Raw genomic sequence first — 22,418 nt, 5'->3', positions numbered from 1 at the left:
AGGGATATCTTTTAATTTGGAACATAATATATGATGATCGCCATCATTATTATCAGTATTTCGATCATCATTCCTGTTATCACACCCAAAATAAAATCTCCGATATCCATAACAAGCGTTTAACATAGATAATTTTTTTGTCAAGTTTTTGTATGGCGATTGATTTGGAAAAGTTAAATAAGGAGCAAAAAACCGCCGTTACCCATGGCGAGGGGCCGCTTTTGATCGTGGCGGGGGCGGGGACCGGGAAGACCAGGGCAATCACGCACCGGATCGCCTGGCTTGTTGAGCAAGGATTGGCCAAGCCCGAGGAGATTTTGGCGCTTACTTTCACCGACAAAGCCGCGGGCGAAATGGAAGACCGCGTGGACGATCTGTTGTCGCTTGCCTATGCCGATCTTTGGATATGCACTTTCCATTCGTTTTGCGAGCGGGTTTTGCGCCAAAACGGGCTGGATATCGGTATTCCGGGAAATTTCAAGCTGGTTGACCAAACCGCGGCGTGGCTTTTGGTGCGGAACAATCTTGACCGCTTGAAGTTGAAATATTACAAACCGCTGGGCAATCCGGCAAAGTTCATCCACGCCCTACTCAATCATTTCTCGCGGTGCAAAGACCAGGGAATATTTCCCGCGGATTATTTAAAGTATGCCAAAGGCGCGGTTGAAGAAAAAGAAAGGTTGCTTGAACTGGTCCGCGCTTATGAACATTATCGGAATTTATTAATGGAAAATAATTTGCTGGATTTCGGCGATTTGCTTAATTACGCGGTTGATCTTTTTAAAAAACGGCCCGCGGTTCTGGAAAAATTCCGCAAGCAATTCAAATATATTCTGGTGGATGAGTTTCAAGACACCAATTGGATACAATACGAGCTGGTTAAGCTTATCGCCGCCCCGAACAACAATCTTACCGTATGCGCCGACGACGACCAGGCGATTTATCGCTGGCGCGGCGCCAGTTTTGGCAATATCGTCCAGTTTAAGAGAGATTTTCCCGAAGCGGAGAGCGTGGTGCTGACGCGCAATTACCGTTCATGCCAGAATATTTTGGATCAGGCTTATAATTTTATCCAGGCCAACAATCCGCGGCGTTTAGAATTTATTGATAAAATAGACAAGCGTTTGATCGCTGACGCGGATTGCGATGGCGTCATCAGGCATTTGCATTTTAAAAGCGTGGAGCAGGAAGTGCAGGGCGTGGTCAATGAAATCATTAAAATTCTAAAGGAGGAAAAAAATTGCGGTTACGGCGATTTCGCGATTTTACTGCGGGCCAACGAGAGCGCCGGCCAATTCGCGCGCGCGTGCGAGCGGTCGGGCGTGCCGGCGCAATTTATGGCGTTAAAAGGTTTATATTCCAAGCCCGCGGTGCTGGACATCATTTCCTACCTGAAGTTTTTAAACAATTACCACGAAAGTTCGGCGGTGTGGCGGGTGATCAATATGCCGTTTTTGATGATTCCCAACGCGGATATCGTTAAAATTACCCAGTACGGGTATAAAAAATCCCAATCGATTTATGAGTCGTTAAACGAACTGCCGTTGATAAGCGGACTGACCGAGCACGGCATCGCGGGCATCAACAAATTGCTGGAAATGGCGTCAAAGCACGGCGCGATCGTGCGGGAAAGAAAAGTTTCCGAATTGATGCTGTCATTTTTGGAAGATTCGGGTTATCTGGAGCAATTGGTGCGCCAGGATCGCCGCGGCGAGATTGATTTTATAGGCCAATTTTATGGCAAAATCAAGGATTTTGAAGCGGCCAATATCGATCCCAATTTGAAAAAATTTGTTGATGAACTTGATATGGAAATCGAATCCGGAGAGGAAGGCAAATTGAATTTCGATCCGATTAAAACTCCGGACGCGGTGCAGATCATGACGATTCATTCCGCCAAAGGGCTGGAATTCGAGTATGTTTTCATCGCCAATCTTGTTGATCGGAAATTTCCGACCGGCGCGCGCGGCGACGAAATCGAAATTCCCGAGGAATTGGCAAACGATCCGGTTCCGGCCGGCGACGCGCATTTGGAAGAAGAAAGGCGTTTATTTTATGTGGCAATGACTCGGGCGCGGCGCGGATTGTATTTGACCTCGGCCGCGGACTATGGCGGGATAAGACCCAAAAAGATTTCGCGGTTTTTGCATGAAATGGGTTATAACGGCGACAACCATGAAGATGAAGTGCGTACGGTGCGCGTTGCCAACAACTACCGCAAGCCGCAAGCGCGCGGAGTTTTGCCGGGCCACTTTTCGTTCACGCAGTTGGCGGCGTTCGAGAAGTGTCCGATGCAATACAAATTTGCCCATATTTTGCGGATTCCCACGCGCGGTAAAGCGTTTTTCAGCTATGGCAAAACAATGCATAACGCGCTTTACGAATTCTTGTTTGAAATGGGAAACAAAAAAGGGAGTTTCAAACAGCTGGCGGATATTTACAAAAAAAATTGGATCGACGAATGGTACGACGGCAAGAGCGAAAAAGAAACATATTACAAACAAGGGCTGGAATCGTTAAAAAATTTTTGGAAAGATTTTTCGGTCCGCCGGCCGAGGATACACACCATCAATGGCGTGCCGGCGCTGGAGCAGGATTTCAATCTGAAAATCGACGGCTATTCCATCACGGGCAAGATTGACCGCATTGATGAAAGCGGACGCGGGATTGAAATCATTGATTACAAAACCGGCGCCGCCAAGGAGCGGTTGCGGCCCGAAGACAAGATGCAGTTGATGATTTACCAGATTGCGGCCAAGGAAGTATTCGACTTGAACGCGGAGAAATTGACTTATTTTTATTTAAACGAATGCAAGCCGTTATCATTTTCTCCGAGCGGGCAAGATGTGGTTGACGAGCGCGACAAGATCGCTTCCATAATCAAGGAAATCAGCAAAAGCGATTTCCGCGCCAAGCCGGGTTGGCAGTGCGAGTGGTGCGAGTTCAAAGCCATCTGTGATTTTTCCAAAAAACATTAATTTGCCTGACTTTATCTTTGTTTGTGATAAAATAGAGTAATCTCGTTTTTTTGTCGCTTTGATTTAAGATTTAAGAGATATGATTTATGATTTTTAATTCATTCTTGAACCTTAAATCATAAATCTTAAATCATGAATTTATGAACAGATTCATTAAATTTATTTTTACAATCCTGGGCGGAATCTTGATCGGGTTCGGGTTGGGGATAATGGCGCACAAGAATTCGGTTTTGTCCGCAACGCAATTCGAGGTGGCGACAGTTATGAGCTTGATCGCGGGCGGTTTTTTTCTGGCTCTGGGCATTCCCGGAAAAAAGATACGGCCGGATTACGAAAAGGAAACGCCGGGAAACCAAAACCCGCAGCCATGATTTTCCCCGGGAACTTGGCCGGCGGCAAGCCGATTTTCGGTTTCCACCGGTTTTTGTAACCACTTACCGGGGTAGCGCTTTTTGCATTTGGGGTCGTTCCCCTGCGAAGCTTTAGCGCGACCCCTGTAACAGTATTCGAATTTAAATTCATAATGCCATTAAAGGGGTCTAACCCCTGCGATTACACAGGGGTTAGACCCCAGATACAAATACCCCGGTGAGGGGTTACGGGTTTTGCTATTGACAAATAATAGAAAAGTATTGTATAATGTAGGTGTAAGACGATAAGCGTTTTACCGAGAAAAAGTGAAAGTTGGGAGAATGATGAGGAAGAATATGACAGTTGCCGGTTACCGTCCTTCAGGCTTCGCCTCCGGGACAGTTTCCGAAAGCGCTGTCCAAAGGGTTTCCCGGTGAGTATATAAAAATTACAGCGCCGGATGTAAACCCGATCGTCCCCATCATCCTCTCAAGTTTTTAAATCTTGCCCGTGAGGGCATTTTTTAATAAGGCTTATTGCTTCAAACTTTTACTTGTGATAAGATTTTGTCGTGGCGGCAAACCCGTTATCAAGCCGAGATAGCTCAGTTGGCAGAGCGGCGGTATCGTAAACCGCAGGTCGGAGGTTCGACCCCTCTTCTCGGCTCCCAAATTCGCAAAAACAACCCAAAAGGTTGTTTCTGCAATTTTCGATTATCAATTTTTGATTTACAATCAATTTTCAATTTCACAATTATCAAAAACCAAGCTTCACTTTTGGTTTTTTGTGTGGTAAATTGGCAGTGGGGATTGTATAAACCATTATGGCGGACACAAATTCGCGGATCAACGAATTGCGGGATAAGCTCCATCTTTTGATGGACCGTCTTTGACTTTCGCGCCAAAAAAGAGAAGATAAAAGAATTGGAGATCGAAACTTCCCGGCCGGATTTTTGGAGTTCTCCCGATGCGGCGTCGCGAGTCAGCGAAGAGCTGGCCAGTTTGAAAAAAACGGTTGAAGATTTCGAGAATCTGGAAGTGGAACTGGAATTATTGGTTGACGCGGGGGACAACGAAGCGATCGCCCAAGCTCTCAAAAAACTTGAGGCAATCGAACAAATTGTTTTTTTGTCGGGCAAATATGACCGCGAAAACGCGATACTGACAATTCATTCCGGCGCGGGGGGCCAGGACGCGCAGGATTGGGGCGCGATGCTTTTGCGGATGTACAATCGTTATTGCGAGCGTAAAGGATTTAAAACCGCCATTTTGCACGAGTCGTTTGGCGATGGCGTTACCGACGGACGGGTTGGCTATAAAGAAGTTTCGGTATATATTAAAGGATTGACGGCATACGGTTATTTGAAAAAAGAAACCGGCGTTCATCGTTTGGTGAGGTTGTCTCCGTTCAACGCCAAACATTTGCGCCAGACATCATTCGCGCTGGTGGAAGTTTATCCCGAATTTCCGAAAAGCGAATTGAAAAATTTGGAATTGAAGCCCGAAGATTTGAGGATTGATTTCTACCGGTCGTCCGGTCCGGGCGGACAATATGTGAATAAACGCGAGTCGGCGGTGCGCATTACCCATATCCCGACAGGGATATTCACCACTTGCCAGACCGAGCGCGTGCAGGGGCAAAACCGCGACCGGGCCATGGAATTGTTAAAAATGAAGCTGTTCCAGCTGATGCGGGAAACGCGCGAGACCGAACTGTCGAAGATCAAAGGCGAGCGGGTTTCGGCCAGTTGGAGCAACCAGATCCGCAACTATGTGCTTGATCCCTACAAGCTGGTGAAAGATACGCGCACCGGAGTGGAAACGACGCAAGTGGACGAAGTCCTTGACGGAGAATTGGACAAATTTATCGAAGCGGAAATCAAGCTGGCATAACGAATCGCGATTTGTAAATTGGTTTCAATCAAATGATTAAATTTAACGACATCACGAAAGTTTATGATTCGCGAACCGCGGGCGCCAACAATATCGTGGCGCTGGATGGAGTTTCGTTTGGCATAATGCCGGGCGAATTTGTGTCGGTGGTGGGTCGGTCGGGCGCGGGCAAAACCACGCTTTTCAAGCTGATGCTGGTTGAAGAAAAACCGACCAACGGCAGTATTTTATTCAAAGACCAGAACATTTACAAATTGAAGCAAGGGAATCTCAATGGTTTGCGCCGCAGCATTGGCGCGGTTTTTCAAGATTACAAACTTTTGCCAAATATGACCGTGCGCGACAATATCGCCTATGTGATGAAAGTTATCGGCGCCAGCGACACTGAAATTAGGCGGGATGTGCCGCGGATATTGGAGATCGTGGAATTGTCCGACCGCGAGAAAAATTTTCCGGCCGAGCTTTCCGGCGGCGAACGCCAGCGGGTAGCCATTGCGCGCGCGCTGATCCACCGGCCCGAAGTGGTGCTGGCCGATGAACCCACCGGCAATCTTGACCCTTATCACACTTTGGATATTTTAAAGCTTCTGCTCAAAATCAATGAGATGGGCACGACCGTGGTGCTGGCCACGCATAACCGCGAGATTGTCAATAAACTTAAAAGACGCGTAGTGACTCTGGAAAAAGGCAAGGTTATCCGCGACGAAGAGAAGGGAAGGTTCGCTCTCTAAAAATTTTCAATTTTCAATTTCTAATTTTCATTGAATTTTCAATGTTGCAATAGTTCAAACGGAATGCAAAATTTTGTATTTGTTTGAAAATTGGGCAATTGATCATTCATTGAAAATTGAAAATTGGCAATTAAAAATTATTCAAGGAACTCTATGTTTACTTCCATCAAAAGAATAATCGGTTTGGGTTGGCACAATTTGAGCCGCGACGGCGGAATCGCGATAGCCAATATTTTCATAATAATGATTCCGATTTTGCTCACTTCGCTGTTGTTCGAGATGAAGGATGTGAGCGCTTTTTTGATCAGAGAATTCCAATCCAAGGCGGATATTTCGGTTTATTTCAACGAGAGCGTTTCCGAAAACGACATTTTGAGAGTTAAGGACAAAATCAATCAAATCCCGGGCATTGAAAATGTGCAGTATGTGTCCAAAGACCAGGCGTTGGAAGATTTCAAGATTCGCCACCAAAATGACGCGGTTTTGTTGGAATCGCTCAATGAGATCAACGGCAATCCGCTTGTTTCGTTATTGAATGTGAGCGCGGTATCAACGGTGAAGTTTGACGAAGTTTCCGCGTTGCTGGCGCAGGATGAATATAAGGATATGGTGAACCGCGTGAATTATAACGAAAAAAAAGAAGTAATCCAAAAGATTTTCGCGATCACCGAAAACACCAAGAAGGTCGGGTTGATATTGTTCGCCATTCTCGGCTTTATATCGGTGATTGTCACTTATAACACTATCCGGACGGCTATTTTGAGCCGCGGCCGCGAGATTGCCATCCAGCGGCTTGTGGGCGCGTCGCGATGGTTTGTGCGCGGGCAGTTTTTGGTTGAAGGGTTGATTTTCGGCATTTTGGGCGCGGTGTTTTCATTTTTAATCGCGGCGACGATTTGCTGGTATTTGAGCCCGATGCTGGCCGCAATTCTTCCCGGGATGAGTTTGTGGCAGAATTTCTTTGGCGGAATTTGGACTCTGATCGGAATCCAGATCGGTATCGGCGCCGGACTGGGAATTTTTTCCAGTATGATCGCCATTACCCGCTACTTGAAAGTCTGACACAATCCGCTATAATGCGAATTGTTTGATTTAAGATTTAGGATTCAAGATTTAAGAAGAATCCGTAATTTTGAGTTATTCGTAAATCATAAATCTTATATCTTAAATCAGGCATTATAAATTGCGGGATCGTCTAATGGTAGGACAACGGACTCTGAATCCGTTTATCATGGTTCGAATCCATGTCCCGCAGCTAGCCTATGCTAAGTCGGGTGACCGAGTCGCATAGTTACTCTACCCAGTTAAGTCATACCGGCTGAGCGCCGTATTCAGAAGCCAAAAACCGCATCTTTTGCGGTTTTTGGCTTTTCAATTACAATTGCTTCGGCAAGTTTCATACGCTAAATCAAGTAACCGAGACGCCTCGGCCATTTTGATTTTTAAAATTCCATCCCAATAAAACTGTATTTATTGATTTTTTTGTTATTTTGTGAAAATATCGAGGTTGAGATAATTAGATAGTTAATATTACATGGAAAGGATTGCATTAACCAAAAAAATACGCTTTGAGGTGTTTAAGCGGGATAAATTTACTTGTAATTATTGCGGACGTAAAGCGCCCGATGTTGTTTTACAGGTTGACCACATTGAACCTGTTGCCAAAGGTGGGGAAAACGATATCGCAAATCTTATTACAAGCTGTTATGAGTGTAATATTGGTAAAAGCGATAGGCCATTAAGCGATAATGCAGTCGTCGAAAAACAGCGAAAGCAATTGGAAATGTTGCAAGAACGCCGAGAGCAAATCGAATTGATGTTTGAATGGAAAAAATCTTTATCTAAGCTTGATGATAAAACTTTAGGAATGATCAAAGAATATGCTGATGCAAAAATAAATCCCTATTCCATTAATGAGAGCGGTAAAGCCATATTGGGTAATCTTTTGCGAAGATACGGCGCAAATGAAGTATTGGAGGCCATAGATGTGTCAGCGACAACTTATCTTAAATTTTTAAATGATGGCAAGCTGGATCAAACAAGTGCCGAAATATTTTTAAACAAAATTGGAGGCATCTTATTTAATCGTCGACTTAAACCAATTGATCAAAAATTAGCATTTATTAAAAATAAAGCGAAAAATTCATTTAATTATTACGATTCTCGTCGACACGCAATACTCTTAAATAGATATATTATTACTTTGCGCCGACATTGGCATTACAATGATGACGCAATTTTGAAAGACTTAGATTCTGAGCTTTTACCGAAGCTTGAGGAAATGAGCAATTGGACAGAGTGGTGCGAATTACTTGAGAGCTGGATTGAAAGTATTGAGAAAAAAGCCGATCCCGTTCAACTAGAATCTCCTAAAGATAAACCACAAGATCAGCTAGAGACATATTGCCATATTACTATAAGTACCTTGCGACAGAATGTCGTTGTAATGGATTATATGCTTAAAGCCTATCCCGATTACAGCCGTCAAAAGTTCGAACAAAATCTATACAATGCTCTTGTTAATTTTATTGAGGAGCAGAAAAAGCTTTCGCCAGAAACTATTAAGTTATATAGCGACATAGAAGAGAGAGAAATTTTTATCCAGAATTTTGCTATTAGGGGTAATTTAAAGAATTATTGGTCATATGATTGGGCGGAGATGTTCAGACATGTGGGAGATAGTGAAAAAAATGGAAATCAATTAGATTTATTAGTTGGTTTGGAACATGTGATAGAGGATCAACTATGCAAGATGTTTGATGAACATTTTTATTTTGACAATAGCTGTTATTCTTCCCGTGATTTGCCAATAATTAGAGATATGATAATAAATCAACTTAATACACTTATAAATACGTAATTTAAAACGTATTATTTTTTGAATAATGTTCCAACTTCGCCCCAGATGGCCAGCCAGCCTATGTTAAGTCGGGTGACCGAGTGGTATATCCCTTACCCAGTTAAGCCATACCGGTTGAGTGCCGTATTCAGAAGCCCAAAACTGCATTTTTTGCGGTTTTGGCTTTTTGATTATTCCAGAGTAATTTTTTTGTCCCTAAGTATCAGTTTGCTTTTGAGGCAGGAGAGTAATTCTCGTTTCTCAATTATTGTTCCTTCTTTGAGGAGGTATTTGGTGTAATTTCTGATGTCGATTTCCGTGCTGTTGGCTTGTTGTTTGTTGCCAAGTACTCCGGCGTTGAATTTGTTGAATCTGGCGATTTCTTGCTCGATTCTTGACCGGATTCCGATTTCATCAAGATCGACTTTGTCCATCAGTTCTACGAGTTCGCTGATTAGGGATTGCTCGTTGATTGGTGAGTTTTTGCAGTCAATGTTCCTGGCGTGGGTACAGAAATAATAAACGTGGCGGTTTGTGCCGCCATCCTTGAGCTTTTTAAATTTTTCATCGGCCGAGATGCCCGAACCGCAATGGCCGCATTTTATTAGTTTTGTGAAGGCAAATTCTTTGCTTTCGGTTTTTGGTACAAAATTTTCATTTATCGTGGATTGAACCCTATCAAAAAGTTCTTTAGTAATGATTGGCGTATGTTTTCCGGTGTACCAATTACCGCTACCGACCGGATATTCGAATTCTCCATAATAAAATGGGTTTCTAAATATCAGGTAAATGTTGGCCAGAACCAATGGTTTGCCAGTTTTGGTTTCAAAATTAATTTCCCTAAGCCAGCGATAAACTTTCCGGCCGCTCAATTGTTCGTATGCCACTTTTTCGAACATTTGTTTGATGATCGGCGCACGTTTCGGGTCGATTCGCGCTTGGCATTTCCTGTCGGTGTGTTTCTCGTTCAGATAGCCCGTAGGAGCCACTCCGGGCCTCAAACCCATCTCACAGCGGGTTCGTAGTCCTCGCTTCACGTTTATGGCCTTATTGTCGTTTTCCAGCTTGGCTTGCGATCCCAAAATCATAAGTAGGAATTTCTCATTAGGATTATTGGTGAATTTTTGGCCATAAGTTCTGATTTCCAGCAATAATTTTTGGTCTATAAGATCAACCACCGATCCCAAATCGCCGGCATTCCGGCTTAATCGATCCGGTGCCCATGTCAATACGGCATTATACTTTCCTTGGCGGATTTCGCCCAGCATTTGGTTAAATATAGGCCGCTGGCCAACTTCCTTTGAAGAATGCGACTCGCGTTTGATTTCAACCACATTCAGATTATCTCGCCGCGCAAGTTCTAGCATTTCCTTTACCTGCGATTCAATCGAAAGTGCCTGCTTATCTTCGGCTTCGGTCGATTTCCGCGCATAAAGGCAATATTTGAGATTTGCGGCAATAAGTGGCGGAGAGCTATGAATTTGCGACGATATTGTTTGTTCCATAAATTTGCTTGTTATTCCTTTACAAGTACATTAATGACGCAACCGCGCTAGGGAGTCCAGACCCCCTTATGCTGATTGAAAAAATGCCTTAAAAAGAGTAAAGTAAATGCAATAAGTATATATAAATGGGAAAATTAAAGGACATCCCAAAAATTGATCGACCTAGAGAAAGATTCCTCGAAAGGGGGTCAGATGCTCTTTCTAAGAGTGAGCTTTTAGCTATCATGATTGGCAGCGGAATTAAAGGGAAAAACGTTAAGGAGCTTTCCGGGCAAATAATCAAGAAATTTGGTAAAAATTTTTTAAATATAAGCGTTGCCGATCTTTTAGAAATTCCGGGAATCGGAAAAGCAAAAGCTTTACAAATTGTTTCAGCTGTTGCATTAGTAAAGCGTTGCGTTGATGAGTTAAATCCTAAAGACAACATTATTCAATCTGCGCGAGAGGCAGTTGCTCTGGTAGCTGATATAAGAGATAAGAAAAAGGAGCATCTAGTATGTCTATATCTAAATGCTCGGAATGTACTTTTAAAAAAGGAAATCGTATCTATCGGTATTTTAGATAAAAGTTTAATTCATCCTCGAGAAATATTTGGCCCCGCTATTGAGTTAAGGGCGGCAGGAGTTGTTTTAATACATAATCATCCATCAGGAGATGTTAACGCAAGCCAACATGATTCCGAGGTTTTGAATAAAATATTAGAAGCCGGGCAGATCATGGGTATTAATATTGTTGATTTTATTGTCATTAGCGAAAGCGAAACCCATAGTTTCCTAAGCGATTCCCAAGTATCAGAAATAAATTATATTTCCGATGGCAACCAAATTTCCTTGTTCAGTTTATTGAAAAACGATCAACCGATCTATTCTCCGAATATTATTAAAAAAGAACGGAAGAATAATTTTTCGCATAATAACGACATTAAATCAGGTTTTTTCCAGCTACAGAATAGAAGATTTTTGGGCAACAAATATAAATTAGTCGGATTTATCGAGGATATTGTGAATGAGAAATGTAACGGATTTGAATCTTTTTGTGACATATTCGCCGGAACGGGCGTGGTAGGAAATCGATTTAATAAAAAGAACATCAAGGTTATTTCAAACGACCTTCTCACAAGTAATTATCTTCCATTGAAAGCTTTCTTGGGAATCACGGAGGTGAATAGCGAAGAAATAGCTAAGAAAATAGCGTTATTGAATAATTTAGATACAAGATACGATAATTATTTTTCTGAAAATTTCGGAAACACTTTTTTTACTTTGGAAAATGCGAAAAAAATAGGGGTTATCCGCGAAAAGATTGATGAAATTGCGAAAGATGAAGTTGAAAAAACAGTTTTAATAACTTCACTAATATATGCGGTAGATAAGGTGGCGAATACCGTTGGTCATTACGATGCCTACAGGAAGGATTTAGACATGATTCAACCATTACGCCTCCTAATGCCAGATTTGAAAGTTGAAAATAATTTAAATAATGAAATTTACCAAACAGATGCGAATCAGCTCATAAGAAAATTAAGTTGCGATGTTCTATATTTGGATCCGCCATATAATTCTCGTCAATATGCCGATGCTTACCATTTATTAGAAAATCTTGCGAACTGGGGAAAGCCGCCAGTTTTTGGAAAAGCAAAAAAAATGGACAGGGCCCAGCTAAAGAGTAATTATTGCCTAAAATCAGCTGCCAGCTCTTTCGCCGATCTAATTGGAAACGCAAATTGTAAGCATATTTTAGTTTCATACAACAATACAGGGGAATCAAAAGATGGAAGGTCAAATGCAAGAATTAGTGATACGCAAATTATTAATACATTAAAGAGCCGTGGCGATGTTGATATTTTTGAACGAGACTATAAAGCATTTACAGCGGGAAAGAGTGAAACAAACGGCCATACTGAAAGAGTTTTTTATTGTAAAATAGCCAGTTAAGTTAAAAATATGAAAAAACCTTGGTCAATTACAACAACATTAAGGAATCCCGAAAGATTGAGAGATTTTTTAATTGTTCTGAAACAACTTGAAAATTGTGAGTGGGATTTGGAATGCCAAAAAAAATATCAAATTCTTCTGATTAAAGAAAGGATATACGGTTATGGAAGTGTTCAATTCTATAATGGACTTTCCCAAGAGCAGGTTGATTTAATCGATGACCCGACAAAAGAAATGTCGTTAGAACAAGCTGAAGAAATTTTTAATGCTAAAAAATACGAAGACCCGGCGATGAGGGGCAGGCAGTCTATAAATCCACTTAAAAAATTTGGATTTATCGTAATAAGGAACGGAAAATTATTTATTACTAGTTTGGGAAGTTTGTTCCTAAAAGACAATTTTGATCTTGGGGAAATATTTTTTAGAAGCTTTATAAAATGGCAAATTCCCAACCTTGATAATGATGACTACAAACTTGATGATGGTTATAATATAAAGCCATTTATCAGTGTTCTTCATCTCATTCAGAAGGTAAACGAAAAAACAGAGAAAATCGGAGAAAAAGCGAAAGGCATTAGCAAAGATGAATTTTCTTTATTTTGTCCGACGCTTGTCAATTATGAGGATATAGATTCTTATGCCGAAAAGATTGTTGCGCTAAGAAAAACCCTCAAAGGTAAATCAAAACAAGAGCAAAAAATAGTTTGGAATAAGTATGAAAAATATTTTGCAAAAGAATTTTTAGGCGTATCGAATGTTGCAAAAATTCAAAAACTTTTAAAGAATCTTAAAGATTACGGAGATAACGCAATTAGATATTTTCGCCTAACTCGTTATGTATATATTCGAGGCGGAGGATTTTATATTGACTTAGAACAGAGGAGATCAATCGAAATTCAAAATTTACTTAATTTCGATAACGGACAATCAAAAACTTTCGCTTCAAAGAAAGATTATTTAGATTACATTTCTAATATTTCGGAGCCAAAACTACCGTGGGAAACAAAAGAAAAACTTGTTGAAATTTCCACAAAATTATTAGAAGACATAAGATCGTACGAAGAAGGGATAGGAATAAGTCAAAAAGTATTTTCGGATTACAAAACATTAAATGTGGATGAGCTGAAAATATTTATTAATGATTTAAGAGACTACCGAAGAGAGCTACAAGATGAGCAAAATCATCAAAAGTCTCAAGAAATAGAGCAGATTAAAAAATATATTGAAGAATTGAAAAATATTTTCAACGCAGAAGATAAGCCGATTTTATTAGAAAAACTTTTATCGCTTGGACTTAATGCTTTGAACGACGCCTTAAGGATAAAACCAAACTATCCCGTAGGAGATGACAATGAGCCGACATTCACTGCTCCGGCAAACACCCCAGACATTGAATGTTTTTATAAAGATTATAATGCAATTTGTGAAGTTACGATGCTTACTGGACGCGATCAATGGTATAACGAAGGCCAGCCGGTTATGAGGCATTTAAGAGATTTTGAAAATAAGTATCAGGACAAAAAAGTTTATTGTTTATTCGTGGCTCCTAAATTGCACCGTGATACGATAAATACTTTTTGGACTTCTATAAAATATGAATATGAAGGACAAAAACAGAAAATTGTTCCGTTGTCTATCGATGACTTCATAAAAATTCTGAAAATTCTTATTGAGATTAAGCAAAACGGGAAGCTTTTAAAGCATAGCGACCTTTTCCGCCTCTATGATGAAATATTGGATGTATCGCGAAATTTATCCGATTCAAATGAATGGGTAAGAAATATCCCCAATACCATTACCTCTTGGGAGAAAAGCCTAATTTTTTAACAATGGAGAAAAATATTATTTATAAAGGCGATTGCGTAAATATTCTAAAAGAAAAGATTGATGAAAAATCAATTGATTTGGTGTTCGCCGACCCACCCTATAATCTCTCGGGTAATGGCTTAAAATGGAAAGGAAATAAAACTGGTGGAGATTGGTATATGATTAATGAAGAATGGGATAAGATGACAGCTCCTGAATATATGCAATTTACAAGAAAGTGGATTGGCGGGTGTTTTTCTGCGCTAAAAGATAACGGCTCGATTTATATATCTTGCACATATCATAACCTTTCCGAAGTTATGATCGTTCTTAAGCAACTCAATTTTAAAATTAATAATGTTATTGTTTGGCAAAAAACAAACGCCATGCCCAACATGACAAAAAGAGTTTTTACCCATTCAACGGAATTTATTGTGTGGGCTGTAAAAGGTAAGAAATGGATATTTAATTATAGCGATTTGAAAAAAATTAACCCAGAAAAACAGAAAGATGGCTCTTTAAAGCAAATGCGGGATGTGTGGTCGTTACCCTTAGTCCAAGGAAAGGAAAGATTGCATGGAAAAAATGGAAGGGCACTTCATCCGACTCAAAAACCGGAAGAAATGCTAAAAAGAATTATACTCGCTTCATCGAATAAAGGAGATTTAGTATTAGATCCTTTCTTGGGAAGTGGTACAACGGCGATTGTTGCAAATAATTTAGAAAGGAATTGGATTGGCATTGAAAAAGAAAAAAGATACACCGAGCTTGCTCAAAAACGAATTTTTAATGAAAAATAGGTGGCAGATATTTAAAAATGTAAATACGATTATTTACATAAACTATTTATGCTGAAACGCATTCATAAAATTAAGAATATAGGAAGATTTGTTGATTGCAATGCTGGCGGTTGTGAATTTTCCAGTGAAGCAATCATTTTTGGTTTAAATACTCAAGGGAAAAGTACTTTGACGGCAATTTTACGCTCTATTCAAACTGGTAATAAGGCTCTTCTCCATTTAATGTGAATTTAAGCCGATTACGGGCGGCAGGTCAAAATGCAATTTCCCCAAACGCAAGTAAATCAGCGTGATAAAATTATCGGTATTTTTGAAGCCTCTGGCTTGGCGTTTGATGGTCTGAATGATGCCGTTGATGGCTTCGGCGAACGCATTGGTAACCCGGTCTTTGAAATAGCTAACAACTCCTTGCCAATGGCGTTTGATAGTTTTGGCCGCCTCGATCATCGGCCGCAAGCGGCAATGGGTGGCCCAGAAATACCAGTTTTTCAGTTTTGATTCGGCATAATATGGACTGGTAAGGGAATAAATGTCTTTCAAAGCGAGTTTAAGATTATAGGCTTTCACGGTTTTGAGATTCAGCTTGCACAAGTTTTCCAGCTGTTTTTTCTGTTTTGCGGTGGTATTTTCCGGACTATGGAGAAAAGCGTAGCGGGTGCCGTTGAGTAAGGGATTGGCTTTGCGCTCTTGGCGGCAGACTTCATCAACGGCGTTGTTAACATATCCCATTACATGGAATTTATCGAAAACAATGCCGGCGTTGGGCAAATAGTCAGTAACTCCCTTGATGAATGCTTTGGACAAATCAATGCAGGCGGTGGTGATTTTAGCCGGATCGCCCTTGTGGGCGGCAAGGTTGGCTGCAAATGATTCAAAGGTTTTAGCGTCCCGGTTTTCAGTGATATAAAGCACTTTTCTTTCTTTTTGATCGGAAAATACGGTAATATAATCGTGTCCTTTGGCTTTGCTGGTTTCATCGACGCTGACTCCGTTCACGCCCGACATATCCACTTTTAATCGGGCTTCCCGCACATAATGCTGGACGATTCGCATGATGCGGTTGTCGTAAATTCCTAAAATTCTTTCAACCATTGCCAGAGGCATGTGGCTTGCCAATTCCATCGCGAAAGCTTCAAAAAGCAAAGTGAACCCGCTGTTTGGCCTTGCCCAGGGAACGGAAACGGTAATTGTGGTATTGTTGCTTTTCGGACATTGCAGGCGAGGCAGCGGCGCATGCAGGTAAGCGGCAAACTGGAAAAAATTCAAATGCCGCCAAACGCGTTCTTGATAATCATGTATCGGATGCTCTTGATGGCAGAGCGGGCAAATGAAGCGGGAACCTTTGGGATAACTGATATGAATATCCAACCGTCCTTCTTTTTGGGAAAATTCGGTTTTCTGGACAAACCAGGGAGATGATAAACCCAGCGCGATCTGAAACACATTCAAATTAACATCGTTGTTCTGTGGATTGGACATATGTGAAATATTGGTTAAGATATTTCAAATATATCCAATCCACGGATAATTTCCACCCCGCCGCCGAAAAAATTCAAGAATACGAATCACATAAAGTGGAGAAGAAGCAAAATATTTGATCTAATGAATTTGGGCAATTTATCCAAAGAAGATTTTAAGTCGTTTTTATTGATCAAAAACAATCTCCATTGGGAAGGAATTCATCGTCAAGGCAATATGATCACCGCCAATATGGTAAAGTTAATAAACATGTTAAAGATTTTACTCGATGAATCAATTCCATTGAAAGACAGGTTGAACAAAATTTTCGGCGCAAACGATAGATGCGTTATTCATGGTTTGGGCAAAGCGGTATTAACCCCGATTCTGCTTGTTGCATATCCCGATAAATACGGAGTTTGGAACCGAAGAAGCGAAGATGCATTGCGCCAGCTTGATCTTTTCCCAAAATTTTTGCCTAAGGACGGTTTTGCGGAAAAATATATTAAAGTTAACAATGTTTTAACCGAACTTGTCAGCGAATATGGCATTACATTGTGGCAGTTGGATGGTATTTTCGGAGATATCTCCGGGAACAGTCCGATAGGTGCCGAAGTCGATAATGAATCTGCGATAGAAAAAGAATTGGAAGAAAAAGGGATCGTGGATCCGTTAAATTTCGGGCTGGAAAGCCATTTGGAAGATTTTTTGATAGACAATTGGGATAAAACTATCTTTGGCAAGGAATATAGCTTGATATACGATGAGGGCGATTTATACAGCCAGCAATATCAAACGGATGTCGGCCCGATTGATATTTTGGCTCTTTCCAAGGATAAAAACGAATATTTGATAATTGAACTAAAAAAGGGAAAACCTTCCGATTATGTTGTTGGTCAGATTTTAAGATATATGTCCTGGATTAAAAAGAACTTGGCGCAAGATAAAAGCGTAAAAGGGTGCGTCGTTGTTTTGGAAGCTGACGATAAACTCAAATACGCGCTTATGAATCAGCAAAATATCGCCCTGTATACATATAAAGTCGATTTTCATCTTTCAAAAGAAGCGATCTAACAATTTAAATATATGCCATTAACATCAGAAGAAATCGCAAAAATACAAGAAGAGGAGCGTGTTCGAGCCCAAGAGCGCGAAAAATATGCTCCGGCGCAGAGTATAAACATTACTACAAATACGAAACAGAAATACGGCGTACCCGCATTATTGTCTTTTTTCATTCCCGGAATGGGGCAAATCGTTAAGGGGGAAGTTTTAAAAGGCATTATTGCTTTTATAAGCTTTGTGGCGGGCTGTTTTCTTTTTGTAATACCCGGGATAATAATTTGGATAGCGCAACTCATTGACGCTTACAATTATAATCCGCCCGCAAAATAAGTTAATAAAAATCGATTTAAAACTACTGACCGAAAAAGTATCCGGATTGGCATTGATTAAAATCGCGTTGTAAAATTTCTAAATCTGCTTCGCGCTCAAGCTTCTTTCTTTCCTCTTCGTTTGATTTTTTGGTTTCTTCTTGTGTATTCCCTTTGTTTAAGCCATATTTTTTGCTGTCAAATTCATTGTCGCCCGAAAAGAAAGAAATTTCTCCATAGCAGTTTTCGCTTTCTATGATTTTTATAACAATCATCGAAAACGAATCAACGAGATCGTCGTGCTTTTCCGCGCCAAACCCTATTATTTGGCGAATCATTTTTTCCGCGCCATGTTTAGGAAATATAATATGTCCGGACTTGATCATTTGCGTGGTAGCGGAAAGCCGGGCGCGTTTATCCTGTCCGTGAGGCGTAAATCCTTCAACATTTAATCCATAGGCAGCCAGTTGCTGGATAACTGATTTTTGATATCCGGCATCCTCAACGATAATTTTAGCCATCAAACCGAAAACGCCGGCCATAGCTTTTAACTTTTCAACAGTTTCAGGAAAAGTAAGTCTTTCGTTAATCGGATCGGGAAGGATGTAAATTTTAACATTTTTTCCATAACCGAAGATTTCCGCAACGATAATCGCCGTAAAATCCGCGCTGGATTCTTGCGATATTGCCAAATCGGCTGAAATGATCGCAAAGCGGTGTTCCGTTTGCGGCGAGAAATCGGGTAACTGGTCATAATAATGAATCCATTCCGGGCGTACCACTTGGTCATCATCGGGAATAATTCTTAAAAGATATTCTCTCTGCCAAGAGGTTTCGTTGCCGATTTGCCTTTTTTCGTTTTCAATATCTTTATTTGTAGGATATTTTCCCGGCCAAGAACAAATTCCATTTACATCCAATAACGGATACTCCTTAAAGACGCCTTCAATTTTTTCGTTTTGGATATTATTTCTAATTTTCATTAAAAGCGAGTCTTCGTGGAGTAAATTGCCGACAACAACCAGCCGAGTATTTCTGTCCCCGGCCGGTATAACCTCTCCCGTCAACCATTGATAAGTTTTAGTGCGGCTCTCTTCTGTTTTTGTTGAAGCTAAATCTTCACAGTCATCAAGAATTAAGAGGGACGGCCGATACTGATTATGTCGTAAACCGCGGATGGATTGCTCAGTCGATGCGGCAGTGATTCTTGCCCCATATTTTGAGAAAACCAGAGATGATGAACCCCATTCATCACTTTCAGATTCGAATGGACCTAAATCCTTCTTGAGTAAAATATTGCTTTCAAGCTCTCGTTTCAAGTTTGTCATGTGCTGTTTAGATTGGTTTCTGGTTTGGCATAGAATCAAAACAAATTTAATTTTTTGTCTTCCAAGAATTGCCCAAATCGGGAATGAAGTGGTGACGATGGTCGATTTTCCTGATCCGCGAAATGCTACGACAAAGAAATTTTTTATTGTTTCATCTTCTGTCAGCGCAAAAATTTCTTTTTGAAATTCGGCGGTTGGATAAGTAACATAGTGAGGGAAGTAAAAATGGAAAAACAAAAAGTGGCTTTCCCTCGTAATGGAAGTTCGAACTTTTCTGTCATTTATCATTGTGTCTATGACGCTGTTCGGGATTATTAGATTATTTGTCATCGGATTTAGTTTCTTGTGTTGTCAGCGCGGCGAGGCGCAAAGCTTCTCTCACAGTAGCCTCTTGCTCGGGGGTAAGAGTTTCATCGGCCTGGTTAATGCGGCCGCTTATTTCGACTTTTGTTTTATAATCTTCGTGTCGATTTCTTAACCAAAAAACGATTGCCGGCATTTGGCCATCTTTAATGGCGGAAATAAGTTGGCTCTCGGCCATATCCGAAACAAACGCCAACCCTTCTCGAAGCGCGATATCTATGAGTTCGGCAAAGCCCTGATCTTCCTTTTTCCAACGATAAAATGTAGTTCGCCCTATTCCGGCTTTTGAACAAGCGACCTCAATAATTGGAATTTTTCGAAGTTGCTCAATAACTGCTTCTTTTACCTTATCCTTTTTCATGTATTTTCTTTGCTTTTAACCCGGTCATTTTTTCCCACCGAGCTTTAATGACCTCAGTATATACGGGCGATTTTTCCATGAGATAGCACAACCTTTTCATTTTAGTCGCCGCAATGAGCGTGCTTCCGCTGCCACCAAATGGCTCCGCGATTAAATCGTCGCGCTTGGTTAGCATTTTGATATAGGGGATAAGTATCTCGATCGGTTTGGTTCCAAAAATAATTCCTTGGCCCGAACTTTTTTCATCGGCCGCATTAAATTCAATGAAATCCGTGGGGCATGTCCGCTTTCCTTTTTCGTAACCCTCCCAGTGAGGTTTTCCTGCAATGGCATACAACGCGGTTTCGTATTCGTTCTGCAACATCCCTTCTTCGGGTTCAGTATTTATTTGGAAATTACTATTTGAACTTCCAACCATCGCGATATCATGTTTGCTGAAAAATTTATATTTTGCCGCAAACCCCTGCATCCGATTTGGAAGGTGCCAAACAAGCATATTTTTAATTTTCCAACGCTTTGCCATTTCGCCCCATATCGTTGGAATATTCTTCCAATTTTCGTACACAATAATATGGAAATTTTCTTTTTGGATTTTGGCGATATTGGCCATCCATAATTCGGTGAAATTATCCGGCAAAACATCAGTTTCTAAATACCGGCGATTCCGTTTTGCGCCAAATCCTTCAGTAGGATTGCCATTACGCGTTTTACCGTGCAAATAATCCAGGATGTATGGGGGATCAGTAAGACACATATCTGCCCGCTTATCGCCGAAAAGAGTAAGCATATCCTTTTCAATCGTAGAGTCGCCACACATTACATGGCTTCCGTCCAAATCATAGATGTCGCCTTTTTTTACTTTGATTTCTTTAATATTAAGTTTCTCTAGCTCCTTTTTTAAATCAAATTGTTCGGGAATGTCTTCAATATTAAAAATTTCATCCAGTTCTTCGCTGGAAAAACCGACATCGCTCAAAAAATCATCATTGAATTTCGCTAACATATCCCAATCAAATTCACCCGTATTTTTATTAAGCCGTACATTGAGTTCTCTTTCTTTTTCAATATCGGGGATGTTGAGAAAGACAACGGGAATTTTTGTAAATCCAAGATCATTAAGTACTGACAGCCGAAAATGTCCGCCAATTACAACGCCTTTTCGCGCTGGTGCGGAATTAACTAACAATGGATCAACGATCCCATGGCGTTTAATACTTTCTTTAAGATTGTTGATTGCCTCATTGCTCCATTTCCGCGGGTTGTATTCGGATGGCCGCAAAACGCTTAACGGCACATAAGAAATTTGCAACTTATCGAGAGTGTTTTGTTTATTTGAATCAGTCATATTTTTTGTTTTGCGTTTTTCGGACGCGTTTAAATAATTTGGTTAAAACCTTTCTGATTTAAGAAGAAATACATGATGTGGGGGATCGCGAAACATTTTTTTGTATTTTTAACCAAAAGGGATTGGCAAAATCGCCAATCCCTTGTTTGTTATACAAAAAATCCCACACAAAAAACAAGAAGAATTGGCAATTCTTAAAATGCCGCTTCAGTTTTTTAGTGGGTTCTTCCCTTTTTAAAAACCGCAAGTATCAATCCAAATGTATCCCTATTTAATTTTACTTTATGATTACATATTTAAAGTTTCTGTCAAGTTTTAATATTTTTTGCGGTTTTCAAACTCGGACGGAACGGTTTTTGCAAGGTCGCAAGACCTTTAGAAAGGTTTTACAAAATGCTATCATCTAAAAATAATTGTATTTATGCAGGATTATTTAATCGAATTCAAAGGAAGTAAAACCGGGCCGACCAGCGTTATTCTCGCCGGAACCCACGGCGATGAAGCGGGCGGGATAAATGCGTTAAAAAAGATGTTACCGGAATTTAAGATTGACCGGGGGCGTGTTTTGGTCGGTTTTGGCAATCCGCTAGCGATTAAGAAAAAAGTCAGGTTTATTGAAATCAACTTGAACAGGATGTTTAAACCCGACAAGCTCTTCATTCTGGAACAAAAAAGAACCTACGAATACGCCCGGGCGCAATTCCTGAAGGCATATTTTGATCAGGCAGATGCGCTTTTAGACTTGCACTGCAGTTTTGTTAAACAAAGCCGGCCGTTTATTGTTTGCGAAGACAATTCTTACGATATTGCTCGGCATTTGCCGGTAAATTTGATCGTTACCGGATTGGACCAGATCCAGCCGGGCGGCACCGATTATTATATGAACAGCCATGGCAAAGTTGGTATTTGTTTGGAATGCGGTTACCTTGGCGACAACAATGCGTCGCAAATCGCCAATGAAGGCATTTATGATTTTCTGGGAGCAATGGGGCACATTTCCCGCAAGCCAAAAATCCGCAAGCAATCGCTGGTAAAAATGTACGAATTGTATATTACCAAAACCGCGAATTTTAAACTGGCTAAACCGTTCAAAGATTTTGAAAAACTTTCCGATGGCCAAACCATTGGAACCGACGGTGGCAGGGAAATAAAAGCTCCAAAAGACAGCATTATTCTCTTTGCCCGCAACATGAATAAGGCAGGCGAAGAATCTTTCGCCTTAGGGAAGGTTATTCCCGGTCAACCGTGGTCGCGCGAGCAAAGAGAAGCTATTGATGAAGCGGCTACTCGTTTGGCAAGAATTTTTATCGAGCAAATAGAATCTGAACATAAGAAGAAACAAAGATGATCTCAA

Annotated in this window: 18 protein-coding genes and 2 tRNA genes; 15 read left to right on the top strand and 5 right to left on the bottom strand. The window is 40.8% G+C overall.

Annotated features, from left to right (window positions below; genetic code table 11):
- Positions 1 to 152 precede the first annotated feature (152 nt).
- From L7H18_03800 to L7H18_03765, 8 genes are all read left to right on the top strand, one after another.
- A complete protein-coding gene (locus tag L7H18_03800) occupies positions 153 to 2,978 on the top strand; it encodes a UvrD-helicase domain-containing protein (GenBank protein UMX47544.1) in 2,826 nt (941 codons plus the stop codon).
- Positions 2,979 to 3,118: 140 nt separating this feature from the next.
- Positions 3,119 to 3,349 carry a hypothetical protein gene (locus L7H18_03795; protein ID UMX47543.1) on the top strand — a complete coding sequence of 77 codons (231 nt, stop codon included), beginning with the start codon at positions 3,119 to 3,121 and terminating at the stop codon, positions 3,347 to 3,349.
- A 573-nt stretch (positions 3,350 to 3,922) separates the two neighbouring features.
- Positions 3,923 to 3,995, top strand: a tRNA-Thr gene (locus L7H18_03790).
- A gap of 157 nt (positions 3,996 to 4,152) precedes the next feature.
- Positions 4,153 to 5,221, top strand: a protein-coding gene (gene prfB / locus L7H18_03785) for a peptide chain release factor 2 (GenBank protein ID UMX47542.1) whose coding sequence is annotated in 2 segments (ribosomal slippage) — positions 4,153 to 4,212 and positions 4,214 to 5,221 — 1,068 coding nt in all. Because the reading frame shifts where the segments join, the coding sequence is not laid out codon by codon here.
- Positions 5,222 to 5,253: 32 nt separating this feature from the next.
- Positions 5,254 to 5,952 carry an ATP-binding cassette domain-containing protein gene (locus tag L7H18_03780; GenBank protein UMX47541.1) on the top strand — a complete coding sequence of 233 codons (699 nt, stop codon included), beginning with the start codon at positions 5,254 to 5,256 and terminating at the stop codon, positions 5,950 to 5,952.
- Between the two features lie 153 nt (positions 5,953 to 6,105).
- A complete protein-coding gene (locus L7H18_03775) occupies positions 6,106 to 7,014 on the top strand; it encodes a permease-like cell division protein FtsX (protein UMX47540.1) in 909 nt (302 codons plus the stop codon).
- A gap of 122 nt (positions 7,015 to 7,136) precedes the next feature.
- Positions 7,137 to 7,207, top strand: a tRNA-Gln gene (locus tag L7H18_03770).
- 279 nt (positions 7,208 to 7,486) lie between these two features.
- Complete coding sequence (locus L7H18_03765) at positions 7,487 to 8,812, top strand: HNH endonuclease (GenBank protein UMX47539.1); 1,326 nt, start codon at positions 7,487 to 7,489, stop codon at positions 8,810 to 8,812.
- A gap of 170 nt (positions 8,813 to 8,982) precedes the next feature.
- Here L7H18_03765 and L7H18_03760 read toward each other — a convergent pair whose 3' ends face one another.
- Complete coding sequence (locus L7H18_03760; GenBank protein UMX47538.1) at positions 8,983 to 10,296, bottom strand: recombinase family protein; 1,314 nt, start codon at positions 10,294 to 10,296, stop codon at positions 8,983 to 8,985.
- A 125-nt stretch (positions 10,297 to 10,421) separates the two neighbouring features.
- Between L7H18_03760 and radC the strand changes: the two genes are divergently transcribed.
- From radC to L7H18_03740, 4 genes are read left to right on the top strand one after another with little or no spacing between them, the layout of a single operon-like run.
- Positions 10,422 to 12,230: a DNA repair protein RadC gene (gene radC / locus L7H18_03755; protein ID UMX47537.1), complete on the top strand. Its 1,809-nt coding sequence runs from the start codon at positions 10,422 to 10,424 to the stop codon at positions 12,228 to 12,230.
- Between the two features lie 9 nt (positions 12,231 to 12,239).
- Positions 12,240 to 14,057: an AlwI family type II restriction endonuclease gene (locus L7H18_03750; GenBank protein UMX47536.1), complete on the top strand. Its 1,818-nt coding sequence runs from the start codon at positions 12,240 to 12,242 to the stop codon at positions 14,055 to 14,057.
- A 2-nt stretch (positions 14,058 to 14,059) separates the two neighbouring features.
- On the top strand, positions 14,060 to 14,836 hold the full coding sequence (locus L7H18_03745; protein ID UMX47535.1) for a site-specific DNA-methyltransferase: 777 nt from the start codon (positions 14,060 to 14,062) through the stop codon (positions 14,834 to 14,836).
- A gap of 48 nt (positions 14,837 to 14,884) precedes the next feature.
- Complete coding sequence (locus tag L7H18_03740) at positions 14,885 to 15,064, top strand: hypothetical protein (protein UMX47534.1); 180 nt, start codon at positions 14,885 to 14,887, stop codon at positions 15,062 to 15,064.
- Here the strand turns inward: L7H18_03740 and L7H18_03735 are convergent.
- Positions 15,056 to 16,315: an ISL3 family transposase gene (locus L7H18_03735; GenBank protein ID UMX47533.1), complete on the bottom strand. Its 1,260-nt coding sequence runs from the start codon at positions 16,313 to 16,315 to the stop codon at positions 15,056 to 15,058. The genes L7H18_03740 and L7H18_03735 overlap by 9 nt on opposite strands.
- 123 nt (positions 16,316 to 16,438) lie before the next feature.
- On the opposite strand from L7H18_03735, the gene L7H18_03730 reads away from it, so the two are divergent.
- Together L7H18_03730 and L7H18_03725 are read left to right on the top strand one after the other, a co-directional pair.
- Positions 16,439 to 17,368 (top strand): endonuclease NucS, encoded by a 930-nt coding sequence (locus L7H18_03730; GenBank protein UMX47532.1) that lies wholly within the window; start codon positions 16,439 to 16,441, stop codon positions 17,366 to 17,368.
- Positions 17,369 to 17,380: 12 nt separating this feature from the next.
- Entirely contained in the window at positions 17,381 to 17,689 is a 309-nt protein-coding gene (locus tag L7H18_03725; protein ID UMX47531.1) for a hypothetical protein, read from the top strand.
- 22 nt (positions 17,690 to 17,711) lie between these two features.
- On the opposite strand, the gene terL is transcribed toward L7H18_03725, so the two are convergent.
- From terL to L7H18_03710, 3 genes are read right to left on the bottom strand one after another with little or no spacing between them, the layout of a single operon-like run.
- On the bottom strand, positions 17,712 to 19,283 hold the full coding sequence (gene terL / locus L7H18_03720) for a phage terminase large subunit (protein ID UMX47530.1): 1,572 nt from the start codon (positions 19,281 to 19,283) through the stop codon (positions 17,712 to 17,714).
- A 31-nt stretch (positions 19,284 to 19,314) separates the two neighbouring features.
- On the bottom strand, positions 19,315 to 19,719 hold the full coding sequence (locus L7H18_03715; GenBank protein UMX47529.1) for a hypothetical protein: 405 nt from the start codon (positions 19,717 to 19,719) through the stop codon (positions 19,315 to 19,317).
- Entirely contained in the window at positions 19,706 to 21,064 is a 1,359-nt protein-coding gene (locus tag L7H18_03710) for a ParB N-terminal domain-containing protein (protein ID UMX47528.1), read from the bottom strand. The genes L7H18_03715 and L7H18_03710 overlap by 14 nt, the downstream gene beginning before the upstream one ends.
- 421 nt (positions 21,065 to 21,485) lie before the next feature.
- Between L7H18_03710 and L7H18_03705 the strand changes: the two genes are divergently transcribed.
- On the top strand, positions 21,486 to 22,412 hold the full coding sequence (locus L7H18_03705; protein ID UMX47527.1) for a succinylglutamate desuccinylase/aspartoacylase family protein: 927 nt from the start codon (positions 21,486 to 21,488) through the stop codon (positions 22,410 to 22,412).
- The last annotated feature ends 6 nt before the right edge of the window (positions 22,413 to 22,418 follow it).

The sequence above is a fragment of the Candidatus Nealsonbacteria bacterium DGGOD1a genome, from assembly GCA_022530585.1.
GTDB lineage: Bacteria > Patescibacteriota > Minisyncoccia > Minisyncoccales > UBA5738 > UBA5738.
Note: the sequence above shows the minus strand (reverse complement) of the source record. Positions and strands in the feature narration are given on the sequence as shown.

Coding starts and splice junctions, on each gene's coding strand:
- L7H18_03800 (UMX47544.1), top strand. CDS start 153: ATGGCGATTGATTTGGAAAAGTTAAATAAGGAGCAAAAAACCGCCGTT.
- L7H18_03795 (UMX47543.1), top strand. CDS start 3,119: ATGAACAGATTCATTAAATTTATTTTTACAATCCTGGGCGGAATCTTG.
- L7H18_03780 (UMX47541.1), top strand. CDS start 5,254: ATGATTAAATTTAACGACATCACGAAAGTTTATGATTCGCGAACCGCG.
- L7H18_03775 (UMX47540.1), top strand. CDS start 6,106: ATGTTTACTTCCATCAAAAGAATAATCGGTTTGGGTTGGCACAATTTG.
- L7H18_03765 (UMX47539.1), top strand. CDS start 7,487: ATGGAAAGGATTGCATTAACCAAAAAAATACGCTTTGAGGTGTTTAAG.
- L7H18_03760 (UMX47538.1), bottom strand. CDS start 10,296: ATGGAACAAACAATATCGTCGCAAATTCATAGCTCTCCGCCACTTATT.
- radC (UMX47537.1), top strand. CDS start 10,422: ATGGGAAAATTAAAGGACATCCCAAAAATTGATCGACCTAGAGAAAGA.
- L7H18_03750 (UMX47536.1), top strand. CDS start 12,240: ATGAAAAAACCTTGGTCAATTACAACAACATTAAGGAATCCCGAAAGA.
- L7H18_03745 (UMX47535.1), top strand. CDS start 14,060: ATGGAGAAAAATATTATTTATAAAGGCGATTGCGTAAATATTCTAAAA.
- L7H18_03740 (UMX47534.1), top strand. CDS start 14,885: ATGCTGAAACGCATTCATAAAATTAAGAATATAGGAAGATTTGTTGAT.
- L7H18_03735 (UMX47533.1), bottom strand. CDS start 16,315: ATGTCCAATCCACAGAACAACGATGTTAATTTGAATGTGTTTCAGATC.
- L7H18_03730 (UMX47532.1), top strand. CDS start 16,439: ATGAATTTGGGCAATTTATCCAAAGAAGATTTTAAGTCGTTTTTATTG.
- L7H18_03725 (UMX47531.1), top strand. CDS start 17,381: ATGCCATTAACATCAGAAGAAATCGCAAAAATACAAGAAGAGGAGCGT.
- terL (UMX47530.1), bottom strand. CDS start 19,283: ATGATAAATGACAGAAAAGTTCGAACTTCCATTACGAGGGAAAGCCAC.
- L7H18_03715 (UMX47529.1), bottom strand. CDS start 19,719: ATGAAAAAGGATAAGGTAAAAGAAGCAGTTATTGAGCAACTTCGAAAA.
- L7H18_03710 (UMX47528.1), bottom strand. CDS start 21,064: ATGACTGATTCAAATAAACAAAACACTCTCGATAAGTTGCAAATTTCT.
- L7H18_03705 (UMX47527.1), top strand. CDS start 21,486: ATGCAGGATTATTTAATCGAATTCAAAGGAAGTAAAACCGGGCCGACC.